The sequence below is a fragment of the Pseudoalteromonas sp. 19-MNA-CIBAN-0066 genome (assembly GCF_040308705.1).
Lineage (GTDB): Bacteria > Pseudomonadota > Gammaproteobacteria > Enterobacterales > Alteromonadaceae > Pseudoalteromonas > Pseudoalteromonas nigrifaciens.
In genome coordinates this window covers 78,044-92,939 of the sequence record NZ_JBEONZ010000001.1, presented here as the reverse complement: position 1 = coordinate 92,939, position 14,896 = coordinate 78,044, and the positions used below count along the sequence as shown (strand labels likewise).

Sequence of the window (14,896 nt, the reverse complement as noted above, 5' to 3'; positions counted from 1 at the left end):
GTTAATCAGCGAAGAGAGTTTTAATGTCTACAATTGCATATGAACAAGATAAAACAGTTATAAGACCAGTCCCTATTCTAATATCCTTTTTAATTGCCGGATTCATTGGCTTATTTAGCGAAACGGCTTTAAATATGGCACTTGGCAATTTAATGAGTGAATTAGATGTTGTTTCCTCTACCGTGCAGTGGATAACAACAGGTTACTTACTGACTATGGGGATCCTCATTCCCGTTTCTGCACTATTAATACAATGGTTTAGTACTCGGCAATTATTCGTTGCTTCGTTACTTTTTTCGATTATTGGGGCGATAGTTTCCGGTATAGCCCCCTCTTTTAGTGTTTTGCTGTTAGGTCGTATTATTCAGGCAATCGGAACCGGTTTATTAATTCCCTTAATGTTCCATACAGCCCTCATCATTTTCCCTGTTCATAAAAGAGGCACTATTATGGGGTTAATTGGCCTTGTTATGATGACAGCACCGGCTGTTGGACCAGCTACTTCGGGGCTAATTATTGAGCTGTTGAGCTGGAATTGGATTCTTTGGTTACTCATTCCGTTTCTTGTTTTTTCATTAGTATACGGGCTGGCTTATGTGCAGAACGTTTCTGTTTTGAGTAAGCCTAAAATAGATGTGCTGTCAATTTTGTTATCGACTGTCGGGTTTGGTGGCATTGTATATGGATTTAGTATTGCAGGTGAAAAAGGATGGGGAAATTTACTGGTAATTAGTACCATTATAATTGCGCTAATCTCTCTTATTATATTTTCGTTAAGACAGTTTAAACTCGATAAACCAATGTTAGATTTACGTACTTTAAAATACCCAAAGTATACTTTAGGTTTATTGAGTGTATCTGCCACATTCATGATTATTTTATCAACCATGATTCTTTTGCCTTTATATTTACAAATTGGCCTTGGATTAACTGCGCTTACTGCTGGCCTTGTGCTTATGCCTGGTGGAATAATAAATGGTGCTTTGTCTCCGATCGCGGGGCGTATATTTGATAAGTTTGGCTCTAAGTGGCTACTTACACCTGGCTTTATTATTATGATTATTACGCTATGGAATCTGTCGAATGTAACCACAGAAACCTCTATTGCAATGGTTATCTTTTTGCATTCATCTCTCATGATTGGCGTAACATTAATTATGATGCCTGCGCAAACAAATGGTTTAAATGAGCTCCCCAGAGAACTATATGCTGACGGGACCGCTTTAATAAACACTTTACTGCAAGTATCTGGCTCAATTGGCACCGCCTTGGCGATTACAATCATGTCGGCTTCTCAAAATAGTTTTTTGGAAAACGTTGCTGATCCATCAGCGCCCTCTGCAGTAAGTAGCTCATTAACAGCGGGTGTACAAACAGCGTTTATTTTGGGAATTGTACTTGCGATTAGCGGGTTAATTATGTCGTTCTTTATAAAGTCATCTAAAAATACTTAAAGTAATATTAGCAACAAAAAAGCCCATGAAATCATGGGCTTTTATTTTTATATACTGCTAATACTAGCTAGTAGCTAACGCGCGATTATTCCCACTCAATAGTTGCAGGTGGTTTACCCGAAATATCGTAAACAACACGCGAAATACCATCAATTTCATTAATGATACGGTTTGAAACCACACCTAAAAATTCATATGGTAAATGTGACCAGCGCGCGGTCATAAAGTCGATAGTTTCCACGCAGCGCAGTGATACAACCCAATCGTATTTACGCGCATCACCCATAACCCCTACCGATTTAACCGGTAAAAACACAGTGAACGCTTGGCTTACTTTATGGTAAAGCTCTGCTTTGTGAAGCTCTTCGATGAAAATAGCATCGGCGCGACGCAGTAAATCACAGTATTCTTTTTTAATTTCGCCAAGTACACGCACACCTAAACCTGGTCCAGGGAAAGGATGACGGTAAAGCATGTCGTACGGTAAACCTAGCTCTAGGCCAATTTTACGTACTTCATCTTTAAATAACTCACGTAGCGGCTCAACTAGGCCCATTTTCATGTCTGCTGGTAATCCGCCCACATTGTGGTGCGATTTAATTACGTGTGCTTTACCGGTGGCAGATGCCGCAGATTCAATTACGTCTGGGTAAATTGTACCTTGCGCTAACCATTTTGCATTTTTAAGCTTTTTAGCTTGCTCATCAAATACATTAATAAACGTGTGGCCAATGGCTTTACGCTTATCTTCTGGGTCTGACTTACCAGCAAGGTCATTTAAAAATTGCTCTTCGGCTTCAACTTTAACAATGTTTAGGCCAAACTTATTACCAAACATGTCCATAACTTGCTGGCCTTCGTTTAAACGAAGTAGGCCGTTATCAACAAATACACAAGTTAGCTTTTCGCCAATTGCACGGTGAATAAGCATAGCCACAACCGATGAATCAACACCGCCCGAAAGACCTAAAATAACTTCGTCATCGCCAACTGTTTCTTTAATGCGCTCAATGGCATTATCGATAATTTTTGCTGCAGTCCATAATTTTTCACAACCACAAATATCAATAGCAAAACGCTCTAATAAACGCTGCCCTTGATGTGTGTGCGTTACTTCTGGATGAAACTGTACGCCGTAAAAGCGTTTTTCTTCGTTCGACATTGCCGCATGCGGACACGTAGATGTTTTAGCTGTGGTTTTAAAGCTTTGTGGAATATCCATTACTTTATCGCCATGGCTCATCCATACATCTAGTACGCCATTGCCGCCGTCGGTGATATGATCTTCTATCGCATCAAACAACGCACAATTACCCACTTTTTCTACTTGGGCGTAACCAAACTCTTTTTTATCAGAGCTGTGTACACTGCCGCCAAGCTGAGCTGCCATAGTTTGCATGCCGTAGCAAATACCTAGTACTGGCACACCAGCATTAAATACATATTCAGGAGCGCGTGGGCTGTTTTCAAGTGTTGTCGACTCTGGGCCACCAGAGAGAATAATACCTTGTGGGTTGAACTCGCGAATTTGCTCTTCGGTCACATCCCATGCCCACAGTTCACAGTAAACACCAATTTCGCGCACACGACGGGCAATTAATTGAGTGTATTGTGAACCAAAGTCTAAAATGAGAATTCGTGAATCGTGAATGTCTTTGCTCATGGAGTATCTCGTAAAGTCAGATGCTAAATAATGCTACTGATATAGTGAGTAGCTATTTAAAAAGGGCTAGTAAAACTAGCCCATAAATTGATGTAATTACGGCTGATTAGCCTAAACGGTAGTTAGGTGCTTCTTTAGTGATTTGCACGTCATGTACATGCGACTCACCCATACCAGCTGAAGTAACACGTACAAACTGTGGTTTGGTGTTTAGCTCTTCAATAGTGGCACAACCGGTTAAGCCCATTGCGCTGCGCAGGCCGCCCACTTGCTGATGGATAATAGTTGCAATAGGACCTTTGTACGCTACGCGACCTTCAATACCTTCTGGTACTAACTTGTCGGCTTCGTTTGACTTTTGGAAGTAACGATCTGATGAACCTTCTTTTTGATCCATCGCGCCTAACGAGCCCATACCACGGTATGATTTGTAGTAACGGCCTTGGTAAAGCTCTACTTCGCCAGGTGCTTCTTCAGTACCAGCAAGCAAAGAGCCCACCATTACACACGATGCACCAGCAACAAGTGCTTTTACAATATCGCCAGAAAAACGAATACCGCCATCGGCAATTACCGGAATATCGCGGCCTTTTAAGCCATCAACAGCATCTGAAATAGCCGTAATTTGTGGCACACCACAACCTGTAACAATACGCGTAGTACAAATAGAACCTGGGCCTATTCCTACTTTAACCGCATCGGCTCCAGCGTCTGCAAGCGCAACAGCGCCTTCTGCTGTTGCTACGTTACCAGCAATAATTTGTAAGTCTGGGTATTCTTTGCGGGTTTTCGCAACGCGGTCAATAACACCTTGAGAATGGCCGTGCGAAGTATCGATAAGTAATACGTCAATACCTGCTTCTACTAATGCAGCAATACGCTCATCAGTACCTGCGCCAACACTCACAGCAGCACCTACACGCAAACGACCTTGGTCGTCTTTACAGGCATCTGGTTTTTCTTGTGCTTTTTGGTAATCTTTTACGGTGATCATGCCCTTTAGTTTAAACGCATCATCAACCACAAGAATTTTTTCAATGCGGTGTTCGTGCATTAAGCCTAAAATCTCTTCGCGCGCAGCACCTTCGTTTACAGTAACTAGCTTGTCTTTTTTAGTCATAACAGTAGAAACAGGCTGTTCAAGCTTAGTTTCAAAGCGCATATCACGCCCTGTTACAATACCAACAAGATTGTTATCGCTATCGGTTACTGGAAAGCCCGAAAAACCTTTTTCTTGCGACAGCTCAAGTGCATCTGCAATGGTTAAATCGGCAGTTACTGTAATAGGATAAGTAACAATACCCGCTTCATAGGTTTTAACTTTACGAACGTTTTTCGCTTGTTCTGCAATAGTCATGTTTTTATGAATAAAACCAAGACCACCTTCTTGCGCAAGGGCAATAGCTAAACGAGCTTCGGTAACAGTATCCATAGATGCTGAAACAAGCGGCAAGTTAAGTTTGATTCCACGCGTTAAGCGAGTTGAAATATTTGCCGTATGTGGCAAAACAGTAGAATGACCAGGTACTAAAAGTACGTCATCAAAGGTAAGAGCTTCTTTAGCGATTCTAAGCATTTTGGCAACTTCTCACATGGTGGATCTAAGATAAGGAATTGCGGCCAAATTTTAACAGCGTTGCTGGCACTAGTAAATCATATTTTGTAAATATTTATGATAAACTAGGGTTATAAATAGTTTTTGGTAGTTTTTTATGTTTTCGAAGCCTTTGCAAACGGTTTACACCGTGTCACGCCTTAATAGAGAAATACGTGTCCTACTCGAGCAAGGCTTTGCCTCGCTGGTACTAACTGGCGAAATTTCGAACTTTATTACTCCGGCATCTGGGCATTGGTATTTTTCGTTAAAAGACGATAAAGCACAAATAAAAGCAGCCATGTGGCGCGGCAATAATCGTAACCAAAGTTACCGACCCATTAACGGTGCGCAGGTAACGGTAAAAGCGCGCGTTTCACTTTATGAACCACGCGGCGACTATCAACTTATTGTTGAACATATGGAACCTGCTGGCGAAGGACAACTTAAGCAAGAGTTTGACGCCCTAAAAATGCGTTTAGCCGCTGAGGGGCTATTTAGCTCGGTTTATAAAAAACCTCTACCGCAAAACATTAACCGTATCGGGGTAATAACCTCTGCAACTGGCGCGGCCATAAAAGATATTTTAACCGTACTAAAACGCCGCGCACCGCAGTTAGAAGTTATTATTTACCCTGCTATGGTGCAAGGTAAAGACGCACATCTGCAGTTAATTAAACAAATAGAGTTGGCTAATATTCGCAGCGAAGTAGACGTGCTTATTTTAGGGCGTGGTGGCGGCTCTTTAGAAGATTTATGGTGTTTTAACCATGAGCAACTTGCACGCGCTATATTTAATAGCCAACTGCCTATTGTGAGCGCGGTAGGCCACGAAATCGACACCACTATTAGCGACTATGTAGCCGACGTACGTGCAGCTACGCCTTCTGCGGCGGCAGAGCTGGTAAGCCCTAATACGCAAGAGTTACATAATAAAGTAACTCAGCTAGTTAACCGTCTTGCTAATGCGTTTAAACACGATATGAGCGAAAAGCGCGCTCAAGCATTACAACTACAGCACAGGTTAAATTTATGCCATCCGCGTAATCAGTTAAATCAAAAAGCGCAGCGCTTGGATGAACTAAGCATTGCACTACAACAAGCTATGCGTAATAGTTTATATCAACAAGAGCGCACCCTTAATAATTTAACGCCTAGATTAATGCGCCAATCACCCGACAAAAAGCTCACTCAAGCAAGTCACCAACTCGCACAATTACAAACTCGGCTTAACCAAGCAATACAGCAGCAATTACAGCAAGCTAATAACAGCTTAGCACTGCAGGCAAGTCGCCTAGATTCGGTAAGTCCACTTAATGTATTAGCGCGAGGCTATAGTATTACAAAAACAGATAAGCAAAAGGTGGTTAAATCGGTAGCGGATGTAAAAGTCGGAGATACTTTAATTACTGAACTGGTTGACGGCACGCTACACTCGCAAGTACTAAGTTAGCAGCGTCTTACTCTTTAGTGCTCACTATAAAGTCTATCTGTTCATCGGTTGAATTTGACGAAGTGAGCTTAAATTGCTGCCACCATGGCATTAGCGCTAATTTATCGTTCAGCTCGCGCCACTGCACATGCCCTTGCTGATTAGTTTTATCGGCAACTAGGCTAAACTTACAAAGTGTTTGTTTGCACTCTAAACTAGTTAGTTGCGCGGTATTACTTAAATCGCTGGTAATTAAAAAATCAGTTAGCGCGGTTTCTACTTCGTAGCTCCACTGGCTATTTTCATCCTCAGCTATAAACTTCTCTTCTAACTGCTTAGCAAAATCAAGCTGATCTAGTTGCGCTAATTTTAACGCTTGTTCAACGCGTTTAAGTTGTTTGTTTTTAAGCTCAAGCTCATTGGTAAGCGTGGCAATTTTATGCGTATATGGCGCAATACTCTCAGCCTGAAAGTTACCATCGGCAGGGTTAACATGCTCGTCAGTACTATTGAGTGACTCATCGTTAGCTTGCTTTATAACAATACTTTTATAAGGAAACGGCTGGCTTTGTTGCGCTTGAATAGGCATAGAATGTAAAAACAAAAAGTAACCACTGGTTAATCCTACGCCTAAAATAAAACAGCACAGGCCAAGTAAGTTACTTTTGTTTAGCATTTTAAATTGCTCATTACTTTATAGCATAGAGCTAGTATGCGATTCATTTTCAGGCTCAGGTTTAGCTAAAAAGTTTTGGTTCATACTTTTTGCAGGGCATTCGCAATCTGGGCGACCAATAATTTTTGCCGGTACACCTACCGCAGTCGTGTGTGGCGGTACATTACTTAGCACAACAGAGCCTGCGCCAATACGCGCGCCCGCACCCACTTCAATATTGCCTAATATTTTAGCCCCAGCACCAATAAGTACCCCGGCTCTAATTTTAGGATGACGATCGCCTTGTTCATTGCCCGTGCCACCTAAAGTAACCGACTGCAGTATTGATACGTTATCTTCAATTACCGCCGTTTCGCCAATAACAATACCGGTTGCATGGTCAAACATTATTCCTTTACCCACTTTACAAGCAGGATGAATATCAACGCCAAATACTTCTGAGCTACGGCTTTGAATAAAGCGCGCCAACTCTTTACGGTTTTGCGTCCACAAACAATTAGCTAAACGATGCGCCTGAATAGCATGGAAACCTTTTAAATTTAATATTACCGTAAGGTAAGTTTCGGCTGCAGGGTCACGATCTTTTACCGCTTTAATATCGTGAGCAACGTGCGTTAGCATACGCTCACACCTTACAAATGACTGATCAAATAGCTCACGAATAGTAAATGCCGACACCACCGCATCTGCCAATTTATTAGCAACAATAAAACTCAGCGCCGCCCCTAAACATTCATGGTTCAAAATACACGAATAAACATGGCTCGCTAAAAGAGGTTCGCGTTTTACTACTTCATTTGCTTCGCTGCGAAGCTGTTGCCAAATTTCATGTCGCATATTACTGCCTTTGTTGATCAAAAAGAGCCTTTTGCTAAGTTTAACGGATTTAGCCGATAAGGTGTTAATTCCTTCTTTATTTTATCTGGTTATTAGATATAACCGTAATGAGCATAAGGTAGTACAGCAAAGCCCACATTAGCTTAAATCTGTCACTCGCACGCTATTTTTACCGGCTGTTTTTGCTTTATAAAGCAGTTTATCTGCTTCATTAAGTAAATCTTCAGCGCAGCTGTTATTACTTGGTATTATCGTCGCTATTCCCACACTTACAGTAACTATTTTACTTGGTAATGAGTGCTTATTTTCGATATTTAGTGCCTTTAATTGCGTAACAATCCGATCTATGTTGGCCGTTGCTTGTAAAGAGTTTGTATTGCCGTAAATTAATACAAACTCTTCGCCTCCAAAACGTGCACATAAGTCGCTCGGCCTTTTGCTATATTGCTTTAACAAGTTAGCAATTTGTTGTAAGCAAACATCACCTTGTTGATGGCCATAGGTATCGTTTAACAGTTTAAAATTATCTACATCTATCATCGCAATTGATAAAGGCAGAGCCAAACGCTCGCAGCGCCTCCACTCACTATTTAATACGCTATCAAAATACCTGCGGTTAGCAATTTTCGTCAACCCATCAAGTCTTGCCAACTGTTTAGCTTTATTTTCGGCCTGTTTTCGCTCGGTTATATTGTTATGGTTAATAACATAGTATTCACTGTTATTATGACTAAATGGCATCACCCTCATCATAAACCAACGTTGTTCATCATCGCTGTGACATGGATATTCTAAATAAAAATCAGCCTGTTTATGGCTTATTACAGCAGTAATTCCCTTCAAAGCACTGACACCAAACTCATCGCCTTGTTCAGCCGCCTTTTTGCATTCATGTAAATAATTATACTGTTGTGACATAGCTATATAATTACTGCTATTTTGTACGCCAAAAGATTGCCAACTTATATTTTCATAAATAATTTCACCAACCTTATCAATCACCACAATGTGATCAGGTATGGTATTTAATATCGATCGTAAAAATACTTTGTCGTCTAACATCTCTCCTCCATACCTATTTAATGTCACTTTATTTACTGTAATTAATAACTCAAAAAAGCAGTTTTTAACTAACTAAAAAAATACCCCGAATATATCGGGGTATTTTACTAAGTTAATTTTAATTGTTGCACTAATTACTTACTTAAATACTTTATCTACTGCTATTACTGCAATATTTTTTGCCGGAATAGCTAATTTGTAATCGGCAATCACTTTATCTTCTGCAACAAGCTCTGCTGGTTTATCGGTATTATAAACCATTGGCGATGTTTGCTCAGGCGCTAAACGCTTTTGCATATCAGCGCCGTCACCGGTAATAAATACATAATGGATATTATCGGTTTGTAGATTATCTTTAATAACGCGGTTTACATCCTTTACTGTTAGCGTTTTAAGTTTGTTAGTTACGTAACTTACAAAGCTGTCGGTATTGTAAAACTCGCTATCAAGTGCATAACCTAGTTGGCGATTTTGGCTTGCCACCATTTGCGGCACAAAGTTAATTAAAAAGTTACGTGTGGCTTCAAAGTCGTCTTCACTCATGCCATTTTTAATTAGCTTATCAAGCTCAAACAAGGCGGTACGAGTCGCAAAATGCGCATCGTTATTAGAGCGAAGTGGGCGTAACCACACTTGAAATATTTGCTCAGAGCGCCCTAGGTTTGCATCAGGCTTAGTTTGAAACATACCACGCGGAAAGTATTCAATGTACGCGTAATCGCCGTAGTTCATGCCACGGGTTTCACGAATACGCTCATATAAAAAGCTGTTAGAACTACGGTGCTCACCAAAGTAAGAACGCACTAACCACAGTGCAGTCCAATCCTCACTACTTCTTATTGTATCAATTGGAAAACCAAACGATACCGCTGTCGACTGCGCACTCTTTTCAACAATAGTAGCATGATGGCCTTTAAGCTCAGGCGCATCAGGAATACTTAAACGGCTTTGCTCGCCTTTAGGCAGGCCTGCTAAATCAGCTAACATAGTAGCTTTTAGTTTTTCCGGTACTGCACCAATTAAGCCAAGTGTTAGCTTAGATTGCGTAAGCTCTGTGTTATAAAACGTTTTAACATCATCAAGCGTAAGTGCTTCTAAATCTGAAATATCACCATAGTTGTAGCTTTCATAAGGATGGCCTTTGTAAAGCGCGCTGTAGAGTACTTCTTTACCTAGTTCTTCATCGTTAGATGCTTTTAAGCCCGATTTAATACCGTCAATTAGCTCTTTTTTAAGGCGCTTAAAGTCATCTTCTCTAAAACCGGGATTAAGTAACTGATCGCTCACTAATGCATACCACTTAGCAGCGTTATCTTTATGAATACGCCCTTGAAACGACAGCATTTCTTTATCTATTTGATAACCAAAGCTACCTGCCAGCGGATAAAGTGCTTGTTTAATATCTTTATAGCTTGTTGATTGTGAGCCACCTTGCGCCAGCATAGCTGCAGTTAATGCGCCAAGGCCTTTTTTACCTTGCGGGTCAGCAGCAGCCCCGGTATTGAATAAAAAGTTAACGTCGATTAATGGCGAGCTGTTAGTTTTATCTAGCACTTTAAATGCAGCAGCCTGAGGTGCTTGCTCCAGTTTTGCAACCAGTGCGTTTAAATCAACCTCTTGCTCAAAATTTGGCGCTTTATCAAGTGCCGACATAGTCACGGTAGTGCGTGCATTATCAACAAAATACTTGTTAGCAATTGCTTTAATATCTTCAGCTGTTATTTCATCTGAGGTTTTATATAGCTGGTTTATTACCCTAGGGTCACGCTCAAAATGCATATAGCTTGCAAGGGTTGCAGCAATTGCTTGCGACGAATCTAAACCATTTATAAAGCTGTATTTAAGGTTAGATTTTAAGTCGCTGAGTTTTTGGCTATCTACTAACTCAGTACGCGCTTGAGCGTAGGTACGATTGATTGCATCGCGTACTTTGGCTAAATCGTCTGCTTTTTCTACTTTTACAAATACATGCAGTAAACCCGGATCTTTGGTTTCTGGGTTATAGCTAAACATTTGGCTGGCAATTTGTTTATCTACCACTAGCTCTTGGTATAAATCTGAGTTGTTTGAAAAATAAAGCTGCGAGAGTAAATCAAGCGCAGCTCTGTCTTTTTTAGCCGGCTCCCACGCAGTGCCTTTATACGATACTAATAACCAATGCCCTGGTAAGCCTGGGTTTTGTTGATGACTATATTTTGGCGCTTGCTGTGTTGGCTCTGCTTTAATGTCGGCAACATAGTCACCCTTTTTCCACGCACCCCAGTGTTTTTTAACCATAGCCATAGTGGCTTTTGGGTCTACATCACCCACAATTACGAGTGATACATATTCGGGCTTATAAAATTTGGCAAAAAATTCTTTACCATAAGCCATTTGATCAGGCATGGCTTCTATGTCTTTAAAAAAGCCCATAGTGGTGTGTTTATAAGTGTGTTGCTCAAAGGCCTCTTCGCGTACTGCGCTAAGTAATTTACGCACTGGGCTGGCATTATTTTTTAAGTACTCGCCTTTTACCGTTTGCGCTTCGGTTCTAAATTGCTCTTCGGTATAGGTTAAGTTTTGAAAAATATCAGCTTCAAGTTCAAGTACTTTATCAAGATGCTGCTTTGAAAAGTTTAAATGATAGTTAGTGTAATCGTTGGTGGTGTAAGCGCGGTTATCAACGCCAGAATTTTTTAAAATACTTGAATACACAGCCTCAGGAAATTTTTCAGAGCCTTTAAACATCATGTGTTCAAAAAAATGCGCAAAGCCCGTTTTGCCCGCTTGCGTTTCATTACGTGATCCTACCGATACAGGAATTTGCAACGAGACTACATCAGGGTAATCGGTTTTAACCACCATAACGCGCAAGCCATTTTCAAGCTCTTCTAGTAAGTAGTCTTGTGAAAAAACGCCCTCGCCCGTAGTGTTTGTTTGTTGTTGTGTTACTGCTTGGCTCGTTTGATTTTGTTCAATAGCGCAACCCGACAGTGCCAGCGATACCGCTAAACTGGTTGCTAAAAATTTAAATTTCATTGTTTTTCCTTTTATAGCAATCAATTTTAATCGCTAAACGTTGAGCTAGTTTAATAAAAAGTACCATCTGATTATGCCGCAAAGCCGCCAATAATAAGAGCCTAAAGCGTTGTTATTATGTAAACAACTGTATCAAATTTACTAATTGGTAACGAGCTTGTATGAATAAACCTCACTACGATTGAAAAACTTTCATTAAATAAAGCTATCTAGCCATCTAAATGGCTGCTATATTAATTCCATCGTAACAAACTAAGCTGGAATGAGGATTATGGCTTTATCACTTCAAGAGAAAATAGAAGATAGCAATCAAGGCGTATACCTTATTGGTACTACGCCGCCAAAAATTGGTACCGATAAAGCGCAACTAAAAACCATTGCAGAAAAGCTATTGGGTCGCCTACACGAAATTGAATACGACGGCGTAATAATTTACGACATTCAAGACGAAAGCAGCCGTACTAATCAAGCGCGTCCGTTTCCATTTAGGCAAACTGTCGATCCACGTGAATACAGCAACCTATTACGTGGCTTATCGCACCTAGATGTAATTACCTATAAAAGTGTGGCGCAACGCAGTGCGAACGAGTTTAAAGATTGGCTAAGTGAAACTAAAAACGACTACGATTTAAAAAATATTGTTTTAGTAGGTAGCCCATCATCGATAGGCGATATAAAACTAAGCCTACCAGATGCGTATAAAACGCTGGCAGAGCAATCTGATGACTTCTTTTTAGGCGGCGTTACTATTGCAGAGCGTCATTCTAATAAACGTAATGAACACGAGCGCCTAATAGAAAAAACCGCTCAAGGCTGTAAGTTCTTTATTTCGCAAGCGGTTTACGACGCACAAGCAACAATAGAGTTAATAACTAGCTATGCACGTAGTTGTAAAGCACAAGGGCTTGAGCCTAAGCGCCTTATTTTAACTTTTACTCCGTGCGGCGGCGAAAAAACCTTAGAGTTTATGCAATGGTTGGGGATCTCAGTGCCAGAGGCCACTAAATGGCGCATGCTTGATGCGAACAATACGCTGAGTGAATCGGTACGTATTTGCCGCGAAAATCTCGATTTAATACTTAAAAGCTGTGCGCATTTAAACGTGCCGCTGGGCTTAAATATAGAAAGCTTAACTAACCGTAAAGAAGAAATTGACGCATCAATTAACTTATACCGCTTATTAAAAGCCACCATGGAATTAAATCTAGCTGAAAAGTTAATAGCTTAAGGGCTAAGCATTTAATACAAAACCAGATTAATTAGTTACACTCTTTGGCAAGCCTTATAGCTTGCCTTTTTTTATTTTAAATTTGAGAAGTAACGTATTTAGTTAAAGGTAAGGGGAAATTAGCAGTTATGTGCTAAATGCATTTTGCGCTTTATTATCAATGTTAACTATGTTTACTTTTGTTGCTGGCCGCTTTTGTTACTAACCTTTTGCCCTGAATAGCTTTTTAACGCTGCTCCCATAGCAGCGCACATAACACCAAAAATAACTCCTTCGTTAGATATAAACCTAAAGCTGGTAAAAATATCTAATAAATTTATTATTGCCAGCGATAAAACTAAACCTATGCCTGAATACAGCAACCATATTTTAGTAACTTTGTTCATAGATTAATTCCTTTTAAATGTGCTCATTAATAAAAACTTGCTTTCCCTATGCTGTAAAACGGCTTTGTGGTGGGTAATATTTCTATAAATTAATGAAGTTAATACCTAAGTATCCATACTACTTCTTTTGGGAGGGGACATTTGAAGGCTTCTTTTATTTCCCCTCCTCCTTAACTCTGATTACACTAACAATATTATCGTTTTCATTGGTACATTATTGAAAGTATAGTGTTTTCTAACCTACAAATTTAACACAGTTCAATTCATCTACAACGATAGGTTTTCCATTTTTTATAAAAAAGCCTCCGTAGCAAGGCTTTCCTTCTTTCGCAAAGTAATACGAGATGCCACGGTAAATTAAAATCGTCGGGTGTCTCTTAGAAACATTAATCAGCATATTTGATGCTTCTATATAGGGCAAATCAAGAAAACCCATTGTATCAGGCATACTTCTAGGATCTTTATTACCCCAAATAAACTGCTCCTCATTAATTTCGTCTAATTTAGGAACAGACATAACAGTCCAATCTAAATCCCTTTTACCTTCTGGCTCATCATAATTATAAAAAAGAGTAACTCTATCTAGTATGAAATTGGACGTTTTGATTTCAACTTTCTCAATAGGAGCGCCATTATGTCCCTTGTTAAAACTACTCTTGATGTACTCATCTGACATATCTTTGAAAAAACTAGATAGTGCTTTTTCAGTACATTTTAAATCGTCACACTTAGGGTCTTTATTGAAAAAGTATGTATAGGTTAGAGGGTGACGTTTCATATCTTTTGATACTAAAAAGCTCATAGCAGAAAACCCGAGTTGCCCCCAATTTGTGAAATTCCCAGGTGAGACCCAGGCACCTGATTCAGCTAGTACAGCGGCAGAGCTAACTAACCCACTTCCAAAAACAACATTTGTAGTAGTATCAAGCTGCGCGACAAGCTCTTTCGAATATTCATTATTTGGTAAGTCTTTAGTACTTTTTTCAAGTAGCTTCTTGATTTCATTATTTGATTGTATTTTAGTTTCCAGGAGTAATTGACCGCCTGCAGATAATGTTAACGGTTGCTCCGAAGTTGAACTACAACCAGCTAAAGTACTTAAAAATAATAAATATAATACCTTTTTAAATCTCATTTATTGCCTCATGTTAATAATATTGGAATTAAAATTTTATCTGTTTGCTACTTTGTTTGAATACGCTTATTCGTAACATCAAGTTTTAGGTGTATTTAATTCGTTTACTAAAAAACTCATAATTAAGCTTAAATTCTCTTACTTAATTCAATGTTATCATTATGTAAAACAATTTAAAATTACTTATGCGTGTTAAGTATTTAGAACAATATTGCAGCTAAAAATATGATGAGGGATTTCATTCTAAAATTGAATAAATAGATGGTATCTTTATAAAGTTAAAGATAATTATAGAAGGCTAAAGTTCACAGTTAAATGATTATGCCGTGTCTTACTCCGTTTTGAAGAGATTTACTCTTTGGATCAACCTGATCAATCCATACCACGGCGCTTAATTTAACGCCGTGGTAC

11 protein-coding genes are annotated in these 14,896 nt (G+C 39.6%); 3 read left to right on the top strand and 8 right to left on the bottom strand.

Features of this window, described 5'->3' with window-relative positions:
* Window positions 1-23: 23 nt before the first annotated feature.
* Window positions 24-1,454, top strand: a complete 1,431-nt coding sequence (locus tag AAEZ18_RS00430; protein WP_011327348.1) for an MDR family MFS transporter — start codon at window positions 24-26, stop codon at window positions 1,452-1,454.
* 85 nt (window positions 1,455-1,539) lie between these two features.
* Here AAEZ18_RS00430 and guaA read toward each other — a convergent pair whose 3' ends face one another.
* Together guaA and guaB are read right to left on the bottom strand one after the other, a co-directional pair.
* Window positions 1,540-3,117 (bottom strand): glutamine-hydrolyzing GMP synthase, encoded by a 1,578-nt coding sequence (guaA, locus tag AAEZ18_RS00425; RefSeq protein ID WP_011327347.1) that lies wholly within the window; start codon window positions 3,115-3,117, stop codon window positions 1,540-1,542.
* Window positions 3,118-3,223: 106 nt separating this feature from the next.
* Window positions 3,224-4,693: an IMP dehydrogenase gene (gene guaB, locus AAEZ18_RS00420; protein ID WP_011327346.1), complete on the bottom strand. Its 1,470-nt coding sequence runs from the start codon at window positions 4,691-4,693 to the stop codon at window positions 3,224-3,226.
* A 136-nt stretch (window positions 4,694-4,829) separates the two neighbouring features.
* On the opposite strand from guaB, the gene xseA reads away from it, so the two are divergent.
* A complete protein-coding gene (gene xseA, locus AAEZ18_RS00415; RefSeq protein WP_193038664.1) occupies window positions 4,830-6,164 on the top strand; it encodes an exodeoxyribonuclease VII large subunit in 1,335 nt (444 codons plus the stop codon).
* A gap of 7 nt (window positions 6,165-6,171) precedes the next feature.
* Here the strand turns inward: xseA and AAEZ18_RS00410 are convergent, their stop codons facing one another.
* The 4 genes from AAEZ18_RS00410 to AAEZ18_RS00395 all read right to left on the bottom strand — a co-directional run bounded on the left by AAEZ18_RS00410 (window position 6,172) and on the right by AAEZ18_RS00395 (window position 11,736).
* A complete protein-coding gene (locus AAEZ18_RS00410) occupies window positions 6,172-6,819 on the bottom strand; it encodes a hypothetical protein (RefSeq protein WP_350593928.1) in 648 nt (215 codons plus the stop codon).
* 18 nt (window positions 6,820-6,837) lie between these two features.
* Complete coding sequence (cysE, locus tag AAEZ18_RS00405; RefSeq protein ID WP_011327343.1) at window positions 6,838-7,656, bottom strand: serine O-acetyltransferase; 819 nt, start codon at window positions 7,654-7,656, stop codon at window positions 6,838-6,840.
* Between the two features lie 138 nt (window positions 7,657-7,794).
* Window positions 7,795-8,718, bottom strand: coding sequence for a diguanylate cyclase (locus tag AAEZ18_RS00400; RefSeq protein ID WP_339683658.1), 924 nt, complete (start codon window positions 8,716-8,718; stop codon window positions 7,795-7,797).
* Window positions 8,719-8,856: 138 nt separating this feature from the next.
* Complete coding sequence (locus tag AAEZ18_RS00395) at window positions 8,857-11,736, bottom strand: M16 family metallopeptidase (RefSeq protein WP_086997831.1); 2,880 nt, start codon at window positions 11,734-11,736, stop codon at window positions 8,857-8,859.
* A gap of 271 nt (window positions 11,737-12,007) precedes the next feature.
* On the opposite strand from AAEZ18_RS00395, the gene AAEZ18_RS00390 reads away from it, so the two are divergent.
* Window positions 12,008-12,964 carry a methylenetetrahydrofolate reductase gene (locus AAEZ18_RS00390; RefSeq protein ID WP_011327340.1) on the top strand — a complete coding sequence of 319 codons (957 nt, stop codon included), beginning with the start codon at window positions 12,008-12,010 and terminating at the stop codon, window positions 12,962-12,964.
* Window positions 12,965-13,137: 173 nt separating this feature from the next.
* Here AAEZ18_RS00390 and AAEZ18_RS00385 read toward each other — a convergent pair whose 3' ends face one another.
* Both AAEZ18_RS00385 and AAEZ18_RS00380 read right to left on the bottom strand, forming a co-directional pair.
* The gene (locus AAEZ18_RS00385; protein WP_350593930.1) at window positions 13,138-13,350 is read right to left on the bottom strand and encodes a hypothetical protein; all 213 of its coding nucleotides are present in this window, start codon (window positions 13,348-13,350) and stop codon (window positions 13,138-13,140) included.
* A 235-nt stretch (window positions 13,351-13,585) separates the two neighbouring features.
* On the bottom strand, window positions 13,586-14,485 hold the full coding sequence (locus tag AAEZ18_RS00380; protein ID WP_350593932.1) for a hypothetical protein: 900 nt from the start codon (window positions 14,483-14,485) through the stop codon (window positions 13,586-13,588).
* Between the last annotated feature and the right edge of the window lie 411 nt (window positions 14,486-14,896).

Bases quoted from the DNA above. Each gene is read 5' to 3' on its own strand.
- AAEZ18_RS00400 (WP_339683658.1), bottom strand. From the start codon at position 8,718: ATGTTAGACGACAAAGTATTTTTACGATCGATATTAAATACCATACCT.
- AAEZ18_RS00380 (WP_350593932.1), bottom strand. From the start codon at position 14,485: ATGAGATTTAAAAAGGTATTATATTTATTATTTTTAAGTACTTTAGCT.
- guaB (WP_011327346.1), bottom strand. From the start codon at position 4,693: ATGCTTAGAATCGCTAAAGAAGCTCTTACCTTTGATGACGTACTTTTA.
- cysE (WP_011327343.1), bottom strand. From the start codon at position 7,656: ATGCGACATGAAATTTGGCAACAGCTTCGCAGCGAAGCAAATGAAGTA.
- AAEZ18_RS00395 (WP_086997831.1), bottom strand. From the start codon at position 11,736: ATGAAATTTAAATTTTTAGCAACCAGTTTAGCGGTATCGCTGGCACTG.
- AAEZ18_RS00430 (WP_011327348.1), top strand. From the start codon at position 24: ATGTCTACAATTGCATATGAACAAGATAAAACAGTTATAAGACCAGTC.
- guaA (WP_011327347.1), bottom strand. From the start codon at position 3,117: ATGAGCAAAGACATTCACGATTCACGAATTCTCATTTTAGACTTTGGT.
- AAEZ18_RS00390 (WP_011327340.1), top strand. From the start codon at position 12,008: ATGGCTTTATCACTTCAAGAGAAAATAGAAGATAGCAATCAAGGCGTA.
- xseA (WP_193038664.1), top strand. From the start codon at position 4,830: ATGTTTTCGAAGCCTTTGCAAACGGTTTACACCGTGTCACGCCTTAAT.
- AAEZ18_RS00410 (WP_350593928.1), bottom strand. From the start codon at position 6,819: ATGCTAAACAAAAGTAACTTACTTGGCCTGTGCTGTTTTATTTTAGGC.
- AAEZ18_RS00385 (WP_350593930.1), bottom strand. From the start codon at position 13,350: ATGAACAAAGTTACTAAAATATGGTTGCTGTATTCAGGCATAGGTTTA.